At 29.6% G+C, this 18,597-nt stretch carries 15 protein-coding genes and 1 CRISPR repeat array; of the genes, 8 read left to right on the top strand and 7 right to left on the bottom strand.

What is annotated here, in order from left to right; genetic code table 11:
- Positions 1-153 precede the first annotated feature (153 nt).
- Positions 154-1,389 carry an ABC transporter permease gene (locus Q8S45_RS09135; RefSeq protein ID WP_305603963.1) on the bottom strand — a complete coding sequence of 412 codons (1,236 nt, stop codon included), beginning with the start codon at positions 1,387-1,389 and terminating at the stop codon, positions 154-156.
- Between the two features lie 6 nt (positions 1,390-1,395).
- Here Q8S45_RS09135 and Q8S45_RS09140 point away from each other — a divergent pair, with 6 nt between their 5' ends.
- The 3 genes from Q8S45_RS09140 (at position 1,396) to cas2 (ending at position 4,300) form a co-directional block, all read left to right on the top strand.
- Positions 1,396-2,643 (top strand): DUF1343 domain-containing protein, encoded by a 1,248-nt coding sequence (locus Q8S45_RS09140; protein ID WP_305603965.1) that lies wholly within the window; start codon positions 1,396-1,398, stop codon positions 2,641-2,643.
- Between the two features lie 452 nt (positions 2,644-3,095).
- A complete protein-coding gene (gene cas1 / locus Q8S45_RS09145) occupies positions 3,096-3,980 on the top strand; it encodes a type II CRISPR-associated endonuclease Cas1 (protein WP_305603966.1) in 885 nt (294 codons plus the stop codon).
- The gene (cas2, locus tag Q8S45_RS09150) at positions 3,971-4,300 is read left to right on the top strand and encodes a CRISPR-associated endonuclease Cas2 (protein ID WP_305603968.1); all 330 of its coding nucleotides are present in this window, start codon (positions 3,971-3,973) and stop codon (positions 4,298-4,300) included. Before cas1 ends, cas2 begins: the two co-directional genes overlap by 10 nt.
- Positions 4,301-4,643: 343 nt before the next feature.
- A CRISPR array of direct repeats spans positions 4,644-6,326; the repeat unit is 36 nt; unit sequence AATATCGTTTTCTCTAATCTTTAATCAAACCACAAC.
- Between the two features lie 401 nt (positions 6,327-6,727).
- On the opposite strand, the gene Q8S45_RS09155 is transcribed toward cas2, so the two are convergent.
- Positions 6,728-7,057, bottom strand: a complete 330-nt coding sequence (locus Q8S45_RS09155) for a GIY-YIG nuclease family protein (protein WP_305603970.1) — start codon at positions 7,055-7,057, stop codon at positions 6,728-6,730.
- A gap of 53 nt (positions 7,058-7,110) precedes the next feature.
- On the bottom strand, positions 7,111-10,497 hold the full coding sequence (cas9, locus tag Q8S45_RS09160; RefSeq protein WP_305603975.1) for a type II CRISPR RNA-guided endonuclease Cas9: 3,387 nt from the start codon (positions 10,495-10,497) through the stop codon (positions 7,111-7,113).
- Positions 10,498-10,817: 320 nt separating this feature from the next.
- On the opposite strand from cas9, the gene Q8S45_RS13980 reads away from it, so the two are divergent.
- Positions 10,818-10,910: a hypothetical protein gene (locus Q8S45_RS13980; RefSeq protein WP_371133008.1), complete on the top strand. Its 93-nt coding sequence runs from the start codon at positions 10,818-10,820 to the stop codon at positions 10,908-10,910.
- A gap of 47 nt (positions 10,911-10,957) precedes the next feature.
- On the opposite strand, the gene Q8S45_RS09165 is transcribed toward Q8S45_RS13980, so the two are convergent.
- The 3 genes from Q8S45_RS09165 to Q8S45_RS09175 all read right to left on the bottom strand — a co-directional run bounded on the left by Q8S45_RS09165 (position 10,958) and on the right by Q8S45_RS09175 (position 12,527).
- Positions 10,958-11,458 (bottom strand): hypothetical protein, encoded by a 501-nt coding sequence (locus tag Q8S45_RS09165; protein ID WP_305603977.1) that lies wholly within the window; start codon positions 11,456-11,458, stop codon positions 10,958-10,960.
- A gap of 107 nt (positions 11,459-11,565) precedes the next feature.
- Positions 11,566-11,943, bottom strand: coding sequence for a hypothetical protein (locus tag Q8S45_RS09170; protein ID WP_305603979.1), 378 nt, complete (start codon positions 11,941-11,943; stop codon positions 11,566-11,568).
- 86 nt (positions 11,944-12,029) lie between these two features.
- Positions 12,030-12,527, bottom strand: coding sequence for a YkgJ family cysteine cluster protein (locus tag Q8S45_RS09175; RefSeq protein ID WP_305603980.1), 498 nt, complete (start codon positions 12,525-12,527; stop codon positions 12,030-12,032).
- A gap of 84 nt (positions 12,528-12,611) precedes the next feature.
- On the opposite strand from Q8S45_RS09175, the gene argS reads away from it, so the two are divergent.
- The 4 genes from argS (at position 12,612) to Q8S45_RS09195 (ending at position 17,002) form a co-directional block, all read left to right on the top strand.
- Complete coding sequence (argS, locus tag Q8S45_RS09180) at positions 12,612-14,381, top strand: arginine--tRNA ligase (RefSeq protein WP_305603982.1); 1,770 nt, start codon at positions 12,612-12,614, stop codon at positions 14,379-14,381.
- 210 nt (positions 14,382-14,591) lie between these two features.
- Positions 14,592-15,980 carry a dihydrolipoyl dehydrogenase gene (gene lpdA / locus Q8S45_RS09185; RefSeq protein ID WP_305603984.1) on the top strand — a complete coding sequence of 463 codons (1,389 nt, stop codon included), beginning with the start codon at positions 14,592-14,594 and terminating at the stop codon, positions 15,978-15,980.
- Positions 15,981-16,119: 139 nt separating this feature from the next.
- Positions 16,120-16,563: a hypothetical protein gene (locus Q8S45_RS09190; RefSeq protein ID WP_305603986.1), complete on the top strand. Its 444-nt coding sequence runs from the start codon at positions 16,120-16,122 to the stop codon at positions 16,561-16,563.
- Between the two features lie 13 nt (positions 16,564-16,576).
- Positions 16,577-17,002, top strand: coding sequence for a hypothetical protein (locus Q8S45_RS09195; RefSeq protein ID WP_305603988.1), 426 nt, complete (start codon positions 16,577-16,579; stop codon positions 17,000-17,002).
- Here the strand turns inward: Q8S45_RS09195 and bshC are convergent.
- The gene (gene bshC, locus Q8S45_RS09200) at positions 16,999-18,591 is read right to left on the bottom strand and encodes a bacillithiol biosynthesis cysteine-adding enzyme BshC (RefSeq protein WP_305603990.1); all 1,593 of its coding nucleotides are present in this window, start codon (positions 18,589-18,591) and stop codon (positions 16,999-17,001) included. The genes Q8S45_RS09195 and bshC overlap by 4 nt on opposite strands.
- Between the last annotated feature and the right edge of the window lie 6 nt (positions 18,592-18,597).

Consider the following 18,597-nt stretch of genomic DNA (forward strand, 5'->3'; position numbering starts at 1 on the left):
ATTAGGGCTATTCCGATGAAGGTATTCCAATACCTCAATCTCTTCATTTTTAAGTGTTATATATCTCATAATGAGATAAATATACGAAAATTATTATATATACGCAATAAAATACGACATTATTTTATTCTTATTACTTAAATACAGCTTGTCCTATTCAATTTTAATTGCTTTAACTGGGCTTATTTTACTTATTACAATGGAAGGAATTAGGAGCATTGCCATACATAAAAGCAAGGTTCCAAAATTAAGCAATAGAATGTACCAAAAATTTATATAGACAGGTACTGTTTTTACATAATAAGTATCAGGATTTAAAGTGATTAACCCAAAATAATGCTGCGTAATAAGAATGGTTAATCCAATTAAATTACCCCAAAACAATCCTCTTAAAATTAAATATGAAGCATTATACAAAAATATTTTTCTAATACTGGTTGTGGTACTTCCTAACGATTTTAAAATACCAATCATTTGTGCACGTTCCAAAATAAGCACCAACAAAGCTGTGATCATATTAATACCTGCTACCAAAATCATAATGGCTATTATTAAATAAATATTGTTATCAAAAAGGCTAATCCATTCAAAAATTGCAGGGTATTTATCCACCACGCTCTGACTATTTAGCGTAGAAGTTGTTTGATTATAAATTTCCTTGTTTTTTGTTTCTATATCGTCAAAATTGTTAATAATAACCTCAAAACCACCTACCTCGTTTTCCTCCCATTTATTCATTTTTTGAATATGTTGTATATCGGCCAATACATAATTTTCATCAAAATCTTTAAAACCAGAGTTGTAAATTCCTACCGCTTTAACCACTCTTAGCCAAGGAGCTTTACTAGTGTCTTCTTTTACAAAGAGAATATTAAACTCATCACCAACATTTATTTTTAATCGATTCGATATTTCTTGCGATATTAAAACTTCAAAAGAAATTTCACTTCCTAACTTTGGTAATCTACCTTGTATTAAATAATCCTGAAAAAAACTCCAATTATATTCAGCATCAACTCCTTTAAAAATGATGCCTTCAAAATCTGTTTCAGTTCTTATAATTCCTGCTTTTGTAGCGAAAACTTGAACATTATTTATCTCACCAACATTTTCAAATTTTGGATAAAATTCTTGATCTTTTGAAACAGGAGTTAAGGTAATACTAGAATTGTTATTGTCAAAATTGGTAATTTGAATATGACCATTAAAGCCAGCCAACTTTTCTCTGATCTTTTGTTGAAGACCTATTCCAGTGGCAATGGCGACCATCATTATTACCATACCCAGTGAAATTGCAATAATTGCAATTTTTATTATTGGAGATGATATGCTACTTTTATACTTTTTTGCAGCAATAATGCGTTTTGCAATAAATAACTCGTAATTCACTCAAAAATGATTTATAACAGGTTCAAAAATACATATTTCTTATTGTTTATCGCATTGTTTTTTAGTTTGTTTTCGTGTAAAACAGGAATCAAAGCATCCGAAAAAAATGAGAGTTCAATATTAGTAAAAGATTCAGCAATAATAACTGGAGCTAATCAAGTTGAGTTATATAAATCATTTTTAACAAAGAAAAAAATTGCCTTAGTTGCCAATCAAACTAGTGTAATATTTAAGGTTGAACGTGGAAAATCTAGCGAAAAATTAACGTATACCCATTTGATAGATAGTTTGTTAAGTTTACATTTTAACATTCTAAAAGTTTTTTCTCCAGAACATGGTTTTAGGGGCGAAGCGGATGCAAGCGAAATAGTAGCGGATGGTAAAGATCTTAAAACTGGTTTGCCAATTATCTCATTGTATGGAAACAATAAAAAGCCTACCAATGAACAATTAAAAGATATAGAGTTGGTTATTTTTGATATTCAAGATGTTGGCGTGCGCTTTTATACCTATATATCTACACTTCATTACGTTATGGAAGCTTGTGCTGAAAATAATATACCTCTTATTGTTTTAGACAGACCAAATCCAAATGGACATTATATAGACGGACCAACATTAGATATTACCCATAAAAGTTTTGTTGGAATGCATCCTGTTCCGTTAGTTTATGGTATGACTATTGGGGAATATGCACAACTAATTAATGGTGAAAAATGGTTAAAAAATGAAGTTAATTGCAATTTAACAATTATACCTTTAAAAAATTACACCCATAACAGTAGCTATAATTTACCAATTAGACCTTCACCAAATTTACCAAATGACAGGGCTATAAATTTATATCCTAGTTTAGGTTTTTTTGAAGGAACTCCAATAAATGCAGGCCGAGGAACGGCACATCAATTTCAACAATATGGTGCTCCCTTCTTTCCGCAATCTGATTTCACTTATACCCCACAACCAAATTTTGGTTCTAAAAATCCGAAACATAGTGGTAAACTTTGCAATGGTGTCAATTTAAATAACGTTGAAAAACTTCGAAAAGTTAATATTGAATATATAGTTGATGCGTATCAAAAAACTCCAAAAAACGTACCATTTTTTGGTCCAACTTTTACAGTTCATGCAGGAAGCACGGAATTAGAAATGCAGATAAAAAATGGACTAACTGCTCAAGAAATACAAAAATCCTGGCAACCAAAAATTGAAGAATTTAAAAAAATTAGAGCAAAGTATTTGCTGTATGAGTAGTTTATGGATATGCTTTACTTTTTAATTTATTTATATTAACGTGAGTTCGATATAAGTTAGAACAATACTATATGAATATCAGTTATTTATGTTATTTTAAAGGAGGTACGACTGTGGCAATCTGTTTATGGATAGTCAGATTGCTACATTTTACTTAAAAAAAGTAAAATTCAAAATGATGACAAGGTCATGAGTTTGTTTTTCAATGGTTCTTTTGTCATGCCGAGAAGTCGAGGCATCACACAGTTGATAAACGTAATGTGATTCCTCCTTTGGTCGGAATGACACTAATTTTTAACTCCTAATTATTAGTGGTGTGCGATTATTGTTATATCGAAATCACGTTATATTAGTTAAAATCATTCTAAATAGCACTTTAAAAACTAAAATTATACTCACTTAATTTTTGATTTTTTTTTATTTTAATTATTTTTAGTTAAAATTAAAAAGCTATGATAAAACGCACACTATTTTTTAGTAATAAAGCAACTATAAACACTAAAAATGAACAACTTGTAATAAAAACTAGTAATAGAGAAGTAACTGTACCTATAGAAGATATAGGATTTATAGTACTAGAACATCATGAAATTTATATTACCATACCAAGTTTAATTAAACTTTCCGAAAATAACGTTGCGGTAATATTTTGTAATCAAAAGCATATGCCAACAAGTATGCTATTAAATTTAGATAATCACCATATTCAGCAAGAAATTTTTAAATACCAAATTAATGCAACTGAACCACTTAAAAAACAACTTTGGCAACAAACTATTAAAACTAAAATAAAGCACCAAGCACAACATTTACAGTTATTAAATAAACCATTTGAGGTTTTAAATTATTACGAATCAAAAGTTTTAAGTGGAGATACCACCAATATGGAAGCAGCCGCTGCTGCGCATTATTGGAAACATTTATTTGATTATGATTTTAAAAGAGACCGTTATGGTGTTTACCCAAATTTATTTTTAAATTATGGATATATTATTTTAAGAGCCGCAGTTGCCAGAGCATTAGCAGGTAGCGGATTATTAAGTACGTTAGGGATTCATCATCATAATAAATACAATGCATTTTGTTTGGCTGATGATATTATGGAACCTTTTAGACCATTAGTTGATCTAAAAGTTATTGAGATTATGAATAATTTTGAAGAACAAGAGCTTACAACTGACATTAAAGCTGAACTTTTAAAGGTGCTTACTGAAACTGTCTATTTTGAAAATGCTAAAAGCACATTAATGGTTGCTTTATCTAAAACTACAAGTTCTCTCCAACAGTGTTATACTGGTAATATTAAAAAAATTATTTATCCAGATTTATGGAACTAAATGGTTATAGAATTATGTGGTTATTTGTATTTTTTGATTTACCTACTGACACCAAAAAAGACAGGAAAAATGCACAGCATTTTAGAAAAAATCTATTAAAAGATGGATTTACAATGATGCAATTTTCTGTATATGTTCGGCATTGCGCAAGTGGGGAAAGCGCTGATGTTCATGAAAAAAGAATTAATAAATTACTTCCTCCATTAGGTAAGGTAAGTATCTTAAGAATAACTGATAAACAATTTGGAAACATTTTAAATTTTTGGGGAAAATTTGAAGTGCCAAAAGAACCACCTCCCCAACAACTTGAGCTTTTTTGAACAAATAAAATGCCCCAATCTTGCACTTTCCATACAAAAAAGGAGCATTTTTATTTACGATATTTTACTTTAAAATCTTGATTATTAGAAGGCAACGAGCCAACTAATATCGTTTTCTCTAATCTTTAATCAAATCGAAAAATATAAAATGATGAATAAAAACCCAAAAAAGGTCTGTTTTTTCGATTCACAAACACACCCTAAAAAATAAAATGAAGTGTTTGTAAACCACATTACAATTTAAAAAATGCCCCAATCTTGCACTTTACATACAAAAAAGGAGCATTTTTATTTACGATATTTTACTTTAAAATCTTGATTATTAGAAGGCAACGAGCCAACTAATATCGTTTTCTCTAATCTTTAATCAAACCACAACATTTTAAATCTTACTAAAAAATTATGAATAAATATCGTTTTCTCTAATCTTTAATCAAACCACAACGAAGTTACTGAAAAGACCGCACCTGCATAAAATATCGTTTTCTCTAATCTTTAATCAAACCACAACAGAAAACATTTTGTTGAATAAATTAATATCAATATCGTTTTCTCTAATCTTTAATCAAACCACAACAACATTTGCGATGCGACACAATATGATATTAATATCGTTTTCTCTAATCTTTAATCAAACCACAACACATTGTTCACAATGGCAAACTCTAACTTTAATATCGTTTTCTCTAATCTTTAATCAAACCACAACAGGTGACACCGTAGTGGCAGGAACTGTTTTAATATCGTTTTCTCTAATCTTTAATCAAACCACAACCTGCTACAATTTTATATAACGCTTCTCTTTAATATCGTTTTCTCTAATCTTTAATCAAACCACAACACCCTGCCATTAAAGCTATAAATGTAAAAAAATATCGTTTTCTCTAATCTTTAATCAAACCACAACATCTTTACAAGTCCAAAACGCCTTTTCTTAATATCGTTTTCTCTAATCTTTAATCAAACCACAACAGCAAACATTTTGTTGAATAAATTAATATCAATATCGTTTTCTCTAATCTTTAATCAAACCACAACACTAAAACCATCGGCCAAAGATGATAATGAAATATCGTTTTCTCTAATCTTTAATCAAACCACAACATACCAACCGTGCATCAAAACCATTATAAAAATATCGTTTTCTCTAATCTTTAATCAAACCACAACCAGGCGGTGCCTTTGTTACAGTTACAAAAAAATATCGTTTTCTCTAATCTTTAATCAAACCACAACTTTAGTTTCCGAATTAAACCAACTTTCTTTAATATCGTTTTCTCTAATCTTTAATCAAACCACAACAACCACCGCAAAACTGTTTGTGAAAGGAAAAATATCGTTTTCTCTAATCTTTAATCAAACCACAACAGCATCGGTATAATTAGCAACAAATACCAAAATATCGTTTTCTCTAATCTTTAATCAAACCACAACACAAAGAAATTAAAGCTTTATTAGAATCACAATATCGTTTTCTCTAATCTTTAATCAAACCACAACTGCAAAGTCAAGTTATTACTGCAACAACAAAATATCGTTTTCTCTAATCTTTAATCAAACCACAACAAAGATGGCTTATTAGATTTACCTTTTTCAATATCGTTTTCTCTAATCTTTAATCAAACCACAACGAGCGCGCCATTAACAGGTGAGAAAATAAGAATATCGTTTTCTCTAATCTTTAATCAAACCACAACAAAGACGAAGAAATTTATAAGGAAGCGAAAAATATCGTTTTCTCTAATCTTTAATCAAACCACAACATCGTGGTATCTACTTCTTGTTCTACTATCAATATCGTTTTCTCTAATCTTTAATCAAACCACAACGGCTGATTGAACTGCCATAAGAACAATTTTAATATCGTTTTCTCTAATCTTTAATCAAACCACAACGCAATAATGCTTGTTGTACACTTACACTTTAATATCGTTTTCTCTAATCTTTAATCAAACCACAACCGGTCTCCATACGGTGCAGGATGTTGACTAATATCGTTTTCTCTAATCTTTAATCAAACCACAACAAAACCTCGCTTCGCTCGGTTTTGTTGTGGTTTGGCTGTTTAAGATTATTCTTTTTGTCATTCCGACCAAAGGAGGAATCTCATTACGTTTAGCAACTTTGTGATACCTCGCCCACTCGGCATTGACAAAAGAACCATTGAAAAAACAAACCCTTACCTTGTCATTCCTAAAAAATGAATCGCATTACTATATAAATTGTTATTCCAATTATATTAGTTATACGTTTTAATGATTATGAGATTTCTCTCTATCGTTCGAAATGACAAATGCCTGTTTGCTTGTCATTCCGACAAAGGAGGAATCGCATTACAGCTATTGCTTATGTGATGCCTCGTTTCCCTCGATATGATAAATTATATATTTCCAATATTTCAAAGAACGCAAAGCAAACAACTATTTATTATTCAATCGCTTGCCCAAAAATGTGATTCAAAGATCTAAAAGTTGGATTAAATGTTCGTATTAAATCCAATTTCTTTTCTCTGCGCCATCCTTTTAGCTCCTTTTCACGAGCAATAGCCTGTTGCACCCAACCATATTTTTGGTAATATACCAAATGTTTCAAATTGTATTTAGCAGCAAAAGTCTTTTTCCCATGAGCTATATTCTCTTTATGCTCAATTAAACGTCTTCCCAAATTATTAGTCATCCCAATATAAAAAGTTGTGCGATAATTGTTTGTAATTATGTACACATAAAATGAATATATTCCTTCTGAAAATTCTATCATTCTTTATTAATTTTCAATCTTTTGCGATTCCTCCTTTGTCGGAATGACAAACACTATACTTTTTTTATTTTTCCAGAAACTGAAATTTTTACTTTTATTGGATTAAAGTTTACCCAACCGGTTTTCCCTTCTCCAAAACCTTGAATTCTAATATAATAAGGTTGAAAGTTATTCTGTATTGATGATTCCGTATTTAATCGAAATTCATAAAATTTAGACGATAATTTCTGAACCCTAAACAAATGTTCTTTCAAATTTTCATAATCGGGATTTTCCCAATCAATTTCATCATCATCTAAACCCAACAAAAACATATCATTAATATGCAAAGTAGTTACAATTTCTTTTCCATTTATTGGCAATTGGTAAACTTCCTGTTTTTGCCTTTTACGTTCAACTGCTGTCCAAAAAGTAACAATTTCTTCATTTAAATCATCATTAATATCTTTATAAATTAAAACATGATGGTTATTTCTAGGGTTTACCCATTGGTTGGTATTGTCTTTTAATTGTTCTGCTCCTCCAATATTTTCTTTCATTCTTACTTTTAAAACAGGCACAGGGTTTCCGTTTTTATTGGGCAAAAATATTTGGGGTTGCTTAATTCCATTTTCATCAACTATAAAAAACGCATTATCAGGTACGTTTCCTTTTACGTAACCCCCCATCACATTCACTTGTTTTAAAATTAAATTTTTTATGGTTTCATCAACAACTTTATTCACCTGTTTTTCAGTAACTAATGTATCAATAGGCTTTCTAATATGGAAAGCCTCTGAACCAAATGGCGCTATTCTTTGACCATATACAAATTCTTTATGCAATTGTCCTCTTGCCGCAACACCTGTGTTTTTATATATTTTACCATTCTTTTTTGTGGTATGGTTTCTTAAGGTAATTGTATTGTTAACCTTTTTATGTGAAACCAATATTTTATGAATCATGTTTTCTGCATCACTGTTAAAACCTTCCCAAGGCATTGGAAAATCTTTTAAATCGTAATTACGGTTATACCTGTTCCATTTTGATAATTCTTGTAAATAGCTTGTTTTACTGCAAGCCATAACCAAGGCGTCAACTGCATGATGTCGATGATCTTCCCGTGTTTTTTCGCCATCATCTTCATTTAATATATAATTTAAACCCCACTTTTGGCGTAAATTGGCGGTCATTTGCCCAGGTGCAACTGTCACCTTTTCACAAATTTGCGATAAATAATTTTTTGCTTCTTTACTTATAAATCTTGTGTCATTTAATTGTCTTGAAGAAAAATCATCATCAAATTTTTGTTGAACAAACCTTTTAAACTTTTGATATGATTTAGGATATTCTTTAGTATCCGAAAATAATTTTAAAGCCCGTTCCTTAATTGCTGACCAATTCGCTTCATCATTTCCGTAAAATTCAAAAGGAGTTTTATCACCTTTTAACCTATTTTCATCAGCATAACAAAGTGTTTTATTCGCAAAACTATCATTTAATGAGCGACTCCAAGGGTGAATATGTTCAATTTGAATTTCACCAGTAAACAATTTATGAAGCGGTATTGAAGCTCCTGTATATGGGCAAGTTTTTTTACACTCTTCCCACAATTTATATTTCAATAAACTTTCATGAGTTACTCGTTGGCCTTCTTCTTCAATTCTTGCTTTTACCCTATCATTTTCTCTTTCAAGTCTTTTTTGCTCATTTCTAAGATTATTTCTTTGTGATTTGGAAGCTTTTAAGTCACGAGCCATTTCAACTTTAATTTCATCTAATTTTCCGTATTGATCAATTAATTCATTCACCAATTTACGCACTTCAAACAATGCTGTTATTACAATTGGGTTTTTAATTGCCTGAATAGTTTTATCAGCAGTATTATCTACAGGAAGTTTTTTTAAAATTGTTTTAGCTTCAATGGTTGCTGAATGATGGTATAATTTTTTAAGTTGTATATCAGTAAAATTATATTCATTTTTAAGAACTTCTTTTATTGTCTCAATAAAACCGCCCGTAATTTTAGTTCTAACAATAGCGGGAATATTGTCTAAAATAAAGTCCTTTTTATTTTTTTCTAATTGTTCCCAATCTTCCCCAAAAATACTTTTTACGCCACCTAATACAACAGCAATATCATATACAAATCCCATTTCTAAAAACGGCAATATATTATTAATCGCTTTTCTGCTTAAATTTGAATAACCCTCTTTTAAGTTAAATTTTGAAATAGCAGTTGCTTGCTCTTCATTAAAACCCCATTTATCAATTGCATATACTTTAACTTTATCTTTACTATCAAAAAAGTGCAGTACGTGCCAAATATCTTCCTGTTCTTTTTCAGAATATTCGAACCATTTATTGCCAAAATATTTTTTGTTAGAAAGATTTGAAATGGTATATGTTCCCACAATCTTATCATCATCTTTGTAATTAAACTTAAACTCTGCACTTATTCTACCAATTGCTTTCCTTAAATCTTTAAATAACGGTTTTTCCTTTTGTAAAAGAACACCAATCATCTTTTCTCTTTCAAGTTCATTTAGTTTATTCCCATTATATTCAACAGTATTTACCCATTGATAGATACGAAACAACTCAAATGGAATTGCACTTAATGGGCATTTTGTCTTTGTTGGCTCAAATGAACAATTACCAACCAAATGTTTTTGAGAACGAAGCGGACGTTGGTGAAATATAATGCCGTCTTCATTATAGCCATCACTTTTTCTGCCACCAAAAATAGTTTTTAACTCATCCGATAATTCTGAATGATAGTGAACTTGCTTTTTCCAAATCAATTCAAATTCATCAACATACATTTGTCTTGTTGTATATCTATTTCTAATTCGCTCAATATCTTTTGAGAATGGTTCATTATCTTTAGGATAAATTTCAAAAAGATAAGAACCTAAAGTTTTTCCTTTAATACTTTCTCTTGTTTCATCAATACCTATTTTCCCTTCTTTAGGTTTGCCTTTATAAATTGCTCCATCATCCTTTCCAGCACTTCTGCTATTACTCAAAAAACCCCTTCGTTGTATTAAATGATAAAAAATTCGTCCAAGTTCTTCCAATGAAATTTTTTCATTTAAAGCCTTATTTCTTAATTCGTATGGATTCAAAGCAAACCATCCTTTAAGCTTACTCTCTGGAAACCTTTTGGTATTTTTCCATTCTTCAAAATCTTCAGTTTGGAGAGGACACATTTTAACCTCTGAAAGGGTCTTCAACAGAATCTTTTTTCTTAACCTTCTTCTAAATAGTTGTCTCCTCACTCCTCTTGCACCAGTTCTTGAAGCATTTTTTGACATTTCTCTTCCTTCACCATCTCCTAAATTTTCAACTCCCATAGGAAATATCCTGCTTCCAATGCCTAAAATTTTATTTTGTGTATCATCCACAACCGCCCAACCAATAGAGTTAGTGCCTAGGTCTAGTCCTAAAATTTTTGTCATAATGTATGTGTAATTAGCAATTTATATTACAGAATCTTAAAATTAAACATTTTTACAATAGAAAAAACAATCTGCTTAATATTTAGAATGAGTAAAAATTAAGGTTTAAAAATAAATGCTATTAAATAAATGTATATATTTGAGTTGTGAAAAAATTACTCTAATCTTTAATCTTATCACAATAAGGCTATATGCCGTAGATGAAAATCTTAAGTCCTGCTTCGGTGGGACTTTTTTTTGCTTTATTTCAACAATTTTATTTTAAAAAATTACAAAACCAACGTCTTATTCTAAGTTTTAACAACATTACAAGTCGTTAAATTGGCTTAACTACTCAAGAAATACAAAAATCTTGGGAACCAAAAATTGAAGAATTTAAAAAAATTAGAGCAAAGTATTTAATCTATAACTAAATATACAAAACTAAAAAGCCCAATGTATTACCATCAGGCCGTTTAGTTTATGCGCTTTGTCTTTTTGAAGTTAATGTATTATTAATAATCTTATTCCATTTTTCAACTAGAGCTAGTTCTCCATTCATTTGAGTACTCACATCCGTATTATAAAATTCCAAAATTATTTCTCGTTTACTTTTATCAATTATTGTCAAACATAATTCAAGCTTGTCAATAATTACATAATCTTCATTATTGCTTTTTAACGTTCTCGAAATAGTATGAACGCTACATTTTTGAATTGAATGAAAATCTACACTATGATTAATTTCAAGATCATCTGTTTTTCTGTAAAAAAATAACTTGTGTGAGGTTTCACTCATACCAATTATTGTAGTATCCCAAAGATCATATAGAGATATTTTGGTGTCAGCTTCATTTGCCAAATTTTGAAGCGATTGTAAAATTTGTTTTTCTTTATTTTTTCTACTTCTACTTGCTAATACTATTGGTACAACAAATACCATTATCATTATAGCTCCTACTAAAAAAGTTCCTAAATCCATTTTTAAATTATTAAATTGTTTTTGATAAATATGTCTTTTAGCTATTAAATAAAAATAGCTATGACTTTTGTTTTTGAATTAATCCTTAAAAAATCAAAAAAAATCTATTACCAAAAATAATGGAAGGGAAAAATAATATCACTCTTTTTAAACCTATTTATGAAGTTTATAGAGTTAGATGTGTACTGCGTGTATGTTGAGAAGAAAATTTGTTCTACTACTTCAGGAAATGTTAAGTAATCTTCACAAAATATTCTAAAATTAGATGTTTGCCCAAAAGTTGAATTTATTGTTAGGTTTTCTAATTGGACTGCATAAAAAAATGATGATACATTATCAATAGAAATATTTTCATTTTTTTCTATTTTTGAAGTATCTAGAGTCTTACAATTTTTAACAATTGAATTATCTGCATTATTCCAACTAGAAGAAAAAACGAAAAAGGCTAAACCAAAAAATACGACTATTTTAAATACTTTTTTCACTTCACAAAAGTATATAAAAAAGTATTCGAATAATTATAAATTTTTACTTTTTCAATTTTTATTAAAACATTAAAAAAAAATCAAAATTACACAGGTAATTTTAGTTTTAAAGCCTCTATAATATTATAAGCAGCAGGACAAATCTCTGTGTTTTTCAACGTTAAATCAGCAATTTGAATAAATTTTCTTCTATTTGTATGTGGATATTCGCTACAAGCTTTCGGTCGAACATCATATATACTGCACGTATTATCGTTCAAATCTAAAAAAGAGCAAGGTGCAGTTTTTAAAACAAAAAAATCATCTTCATCACGTTCTAAATAAGTTGTTGTAAAATCTAACACTTTCATTCTAAAATGCTTCGAAATTCGTTCAATATCTTTTAGTGTAAAAATAGGACTTGTAGTTTTACAACAATTTCCACAATCTAAACAATCCGTTTTTTCAAATTCTTTGTCATGTAATTCTTGCATGACCAAATCCAAATTTTTAGGTAATCTTTTCTTTAATTTTTGAAAATATTTTTTACTTTCTACTAATTTTTCTTTGGCTAAATCTGGCAACTCTTTTATAAACTCCTTCATCCTTTTAATTTATGAGCAAAAATACAACTAAATATTTTTTAAAATTATGTATTTTTGCACTTCAAAATATTTCAGCAAAAAATTATGCATCACATTTTAGAGCAAGCCGTTAAAGATGGTTTTAAAAATAAATATAATGTTTCCATAGATTCTGTTGAATTTCAGGCAACAAGAAAAGAATTTGAAGGCGATATTACTATTGTTATTTTTGCATTTTTACGCCATATTAAAGGAAATCCTGTTGAAATTGGAACAAATTTAGGAACCTATTTGAAAGAAAATGTAGTTGAAGTAACTGATTTTAATGTGGTCAAAGGATTTTTAAATTTAGTAATATCAGATTCCTATTTTTTACAAAATTTCCATTCCATATACACTACTAATTCTTATGGAATAACGAAACCCGATCCGAATGAAAAAGCCGTAATGGTTGAATATTCTTCACCAAATACCAACAAACCCTTGCATTTGGGTCATATTAGAAATAATTTATTAGGGTACTCCGTTGCTGAAATCATAAAAGCTTCAGGTAAAAAAGTATATAAAACTCAAATCATTAACGACCGTGGTATTCATATTTGTAAGAGTATGTTAGCTTGGCAACGTTTTGGAAATGGAGAAACACCTAAAAGTACTGGTTTAAAAGGAGATAAGTTAGTTGGCAATTATTATGTAAAGTTTGACCAAGAATATAAAAAAGAAATTTCACAATTAATTTCTGGAGGAAAAACTGAAGAAGAAGCAAAAAAACTAGCTCCAATCTTAGTTGAAGCTCAAGAAATGCTTTTAAAATGGGAATCTGGGGACTCGCAAGTTGTTTCTTTATGGAAAGAAATGAATGAGTGGGTTTATGCTGGCTTTAATGAAACCTACAATGCTCTTGGTGTTGATTTCGATAAAAATTATTATGAAAGTGATACCTACTTATTAGGAAAAGATGTTGTAGCACGAGGAATAGAAAAAGGTGTTTTTTATAAAAAAGAAGACGGTTCTGTTTGGATCGATTTAACAGCTGATGGATTAGATGAAAAGATTGTACTTCGTTCAGACGGTACAGCTGTTTATATGACTCAAGATATAGGAACTGCCATTGAGCGATTTAATGATTTCGATTTAAATGAATTGGTTTATACCGTTGGAAATGAGCAAGATTACCATTTTAAAGTACTCTTTTTAATTCTAGAAAAATTAGGCTTTGAGTGGGCTAAAAATTTATATCATTTATCGTATGGAATGGTTGATTTACCTAGCGGTAAAATGAAATCTAGAGAAGGTACTGTTGTTGATGCTGACGATTTAATTGTTGAAATGACAGATACAGCAAGAGAAATTTCACAAGATTTAGGGAAATTAGAAGGTTATTCAACTGAAGAAAAAGAAAAATTATATAAAATCATCGGTTTAGGTGCACTTAAATATTATATTTTAAAAGTAGATCCTAAAAAACGAATTTTATTCGATCCAGAAGAATCTGTAGATTTTGCTGGAAATACTGGTCCATTTATACAATATACATACGCAAGAATTCAGTCAATTTTGAGAAAGGCTAGTTTTGATTTTTCAAAAAAAATAATTGAAATCGAATTACATGAGAAAGAACGTTCAGTAATTAAGCAATTGCAACTGTTCCCTGAAATCATTCAAACTGCCGCTGCTAATCACAGTCCAGCTTTAGTGGCAAATTATACCTATGAATTAGTTAAGGAATATAATTCATTCTATCAATCGGTACCCATTTTAGGCTGCGACAATGAAAATGAAAAAATCTTCAGAATTCAATTATCACAAAAAGCAAACGAAGTTATTAAAACAGCTTTTAGCCTGTTAGGAATTAATGTTCCTGAGAGAATGTAGGTAGTGAGTTTGATAGTGTGAAGTTGAAAGTTGGGAAAGGACAAACTATAATTTAGTAAAACCGTAATGAATGAAAATTGTATAATCTGTCATATAAATTATTGTTCGAAAACAATTTAGTAGATTAATACTTCTTTTAATAATTAAAAAATAAATAATTACTTAAATTTGCTATGTTAAGCAACATTATTAAATAAAAATACACATAAAATGAAATACGATATTATAATTATAGGAAGTGGGCCAGGAGGATATGTTACTGCTATTAGAGCTTCTCAACTAGGTTTTAAAGTTGCTGTTGTAGAGAAAGAAAATTTAGGGGGAATATGCTTAAACTGGGGATGTATTCCAACAAAAGCCCTTTTAAAAAGTGCGCAAGTTTATGATTATTTGAAACATGTTGATGCGTATGGTTTAAAAGCAGAGGCGATTGATAAAGATTTTTCAGCAGTTATTGAAAGAAGTAGAAATATTGCTGATGGTATGAGTAAAGGCGTTCAGTTTTTAATGAAAAAAAATAAAATTGATGTAATTGACGGTTTTGGAAAAATTAAAACTGGTAAAAAAGTTGATGTAACTGATGCTGAAGGAAAAGTTACTGAATATAGTGCCGACCATATTATTATTGCAACTGGGGCTCGGTCTAAAGAATTACCGAACTTACCACAAGATGGTAAAAAAGTAATTGGATACCGTCAAGCTATGACATTACCTAGCCAACCTAAAAAAATGATTGTTGTTGGCTCTGGAGCAATTGGCGCTGAATTTGCTCATTTTTATAATGCAATGGGAACTGACGTTACCATTGTAGAATTTTTACCTTATCTAGTTCCACTAGAAGATATTGATGTGTCAAAACAGTTTGAACGTTCGTTCAAAAAAGCTGGTATTACAGTGATGACTAATTCTTCCGTTGAATCTGTTGATACTTCTGGAAAAGGGGTAAAAGCGGTGGTAAAAACCAAAAAAGGAGAAGAAATAGTAGAAGCTGATGTAATACTTTCGGCGGTAGGTATTAAATCCAATATTGAAAATATTGGTTTAGAAGATGTTGGAATTGTGGTTGACAGAGATAAAATTTTAGTAAACGACTTTTATCAAACAAACATACCTGGTTATTATGCCATTGGTGATATTGTTCCAGGTCCTGCATTGGCGCATGTGGCCTCCGCAGAAGGAATAACTTGTGTTGAAAAAATTGCAGGCTTACATACAGAAAAAATAGATTATGGTAACATACCTGGTTGTACGTATGCAACTCCAGAAATTGCAAGCGTTGGATTAACTGAAGAGCAAGCAAAAGAAAAAGGATACGAACTAAAAGTTGGTAAATTTCCATTTTCTGCTTCTGGTAAAGCAAAAGCTGCCGGAACACCAGATGGTTTTGTAAAGGTAATTTTTGATGCCAAATATGGTGAGTGGCTAGGTTGCCACATGATTGGTGCTGGTGTAACAGATATGATTGCTGAAGCCGTTTTAGGAAGGAAACTTGAAACAACAGGACATGAAGTATTAAAAACAATTCATCCTCACCCAACAATGAGTGAAGCTGTTATGGAAGCAGTTGCCGATGCATATGGTGAAGTAATTCATTTATAAACTTATATAGTTTTTTAAAAGTCCAACAAATTGTTGGATTTTTTTTGTTTTAAACCATATGAAAAATAAATTTGATAACCTTTTTATGATTTCATATATTTGGTAAAAAATAACGCTAAATAACACTCAAACTATTAATATGAAAAATTTATTTTTTATTCTTTTATGCAGTAATTTATTACTTCTTTCTTGTAAAGAAGAACGACAAAAACTACCTCGAAGTGAAGATCCTTCCTCGACTTCCACTGAAAAGACAGCTAAAAAGGAAATACATTACATCTGCAATAATAATTGCAAAAATAGTGGTAGTGATGTTGCAGGCAATTGCCCAACTTGTAAAACCCCTTATACACATAATGTAGCTTTTCATAACGATGAATTTCTGAAAAATGGCCCATTAAAAGTTGAAGAACCAACTCAAGGTGGAGCACCAGCTTCTTCAGGAAATACAGTTGCACCAGCTAGAAATAACGCAGGTATTTATCACTATACATGTAGCAATGCCTGTGCAGGAGGTTCTGGCACTGCAGAAAATTGTTCAAATTGTGGAACCCTTTTAGTGCATAATCAAGCATATCATTAAAATTAATTAAATTATGTCATTTTCATTTTCAAATTTTTTTAAATCAGATAAACCAAAACCTTCTGAGGTTAATATTCCTAAAATAGAATTTGGTGGCGGAACTAAATATGCAAGCAATAATGAAAATGATATGTATTTAGATTTTGAAGAATTAGGTGGATTCCCATTTATCAAAACAATTATAATAGGACGATTTAATACTGCTACTAAAAGAACAGGTTGTGAGTTAAGTTTCATTTTAAAAAATGAAATTTTAAAATTGCAATCAGATAAAAATGACATAGAGTCAACAGAAATAAAAAATTCAAAAGTATACTTTACTGAAATTGATTTTGAATTAAATGATGAAGATTTGAAAAAAATAAATAATAACTTAGTGAACGAAATAGTTTACACATTTAAAAACAAAAAAATACACTTTTTACCAATAGATCTCTAATAATTCAAAATATGAAATTCTTGATGTAATGGATTTAATGAAGTTACTAAATCGGGAATCATAGTTAATCCTATTTTCTCATAAACTTCGGAAAAATTACGATATCGTTCTTCTAAACTTTGTTTTGGAAATAATTCATTTTGTAAATTACTTAAACGATCAACATACTCAATCATTTTTCTTTTTTGAGCCCTTAGTAATTTCTTCTCCAACATATTAAGGCCGTTAAGTTGTTTTTTTTCTTGAGCATTTACAGCACCTAAAAAAGACTTATCTGTTTTAATAGCTAGCTCTTTCAACTGTTTAAATTGAACTATAAGATGTGCTTTTTGTTCAGAAAAATCAATTTTTATATCAGATTGTTCTTTTATTTTTTTAGTTATAAGTGTGTTTTGGTTATTAAATAAATCCAAAATAGTCACACCCAATTTAGTCGCCTTTTCAACTTGTTTTACAGAAACAAACAAGGCAGAATTTCGTAATAATAAAATTGGAAATGGAATTTGAACAACATCAAAATATTCCTTTAATTGAAGCCAGTATGCAATTTCTCCACCTCCTCCTATATAACATAAATTAGGTAAAATGAATTCCTGATAAACAGGTCTCATAATTACATTTGGACTAAATTTTTCAGGAAAGTTTTCTAGTTCTTTTAAAATTTCAGTTTTTGAAAAAGAAATAGAAGTATTGTGAACAACAAACCTTTCATTCTCATAAATAATTCTTTCTCTTAATTGATCATCCAAATAAAACAAGTTAATCTCACGAGGGTTTACCTGAATTTTATATTGTTTAGCTAGTTTTTCATTAACATTACTAACACACTTATAAGACGTATTATTATGTAATTCATCCTTTACAATAGGAATAAATTGTTGTTTTAAATTGGAGTCATCACCATCAATAATTACCAATCCATAGTCGCCAAAAAGTTCATTTACTAAATATCGAGTGGCATCGGCTAAATTAGAATGACTGAAATATGCTTTTTTAAATAGTTCTTTCAAATAAATAGCATCATCAGATTCATTTAAAAGTGTGGAAAATTCTTCAAAAATCGATTCAAAATTGGATAAAGGCAATCGTCCAACAGCCCCATTGCTTTTTTTATTCCATTTAATTTTTTGATTTTTAAAATTGAAAAAATTGATTTCTTCAAAATCGTGATCTTCTGTTGCCATCCAGTATAAAGGCACAAAATCGTACCTTGGAAAATTCGATTTTAAAAATTTTGCAGTATTAATAGCTGATACAATTTTATACAAAAAATACAACGGACCCGTAAAAATATTCAATTGATGACCAGTAGTAATTGTAAATGTATTTTCACTTTCTAACAAAATAATATTTGAAGAAGTTAACTCACTGCTTTTTGTTGATTTATATTGATTTTTTAAAGCAATTGTTAAAATACTTCTAGATTGATTCGAAAATGAAGTCTTTTTTAATTCAATCTGATTTCTAAATCCCTCAATATCAGGATGATTTCCATAAAACTCACTTAATCTTTTATGTTTATCTAAATAATCACAAATTAAATTTGAAAAATAACCGGTTTCCTTAAAAGGAATATACTGTACCTCCATAAAATA

This window comes from Lutibacter sp., assembly GCF_030692605.1.
Taxonomy (GTDB): domain Bacteria; phylum Bacteroidota; class Bacteroidia; order Flavobacteriales; family Flavobacteriaceae; genus Lutibacter.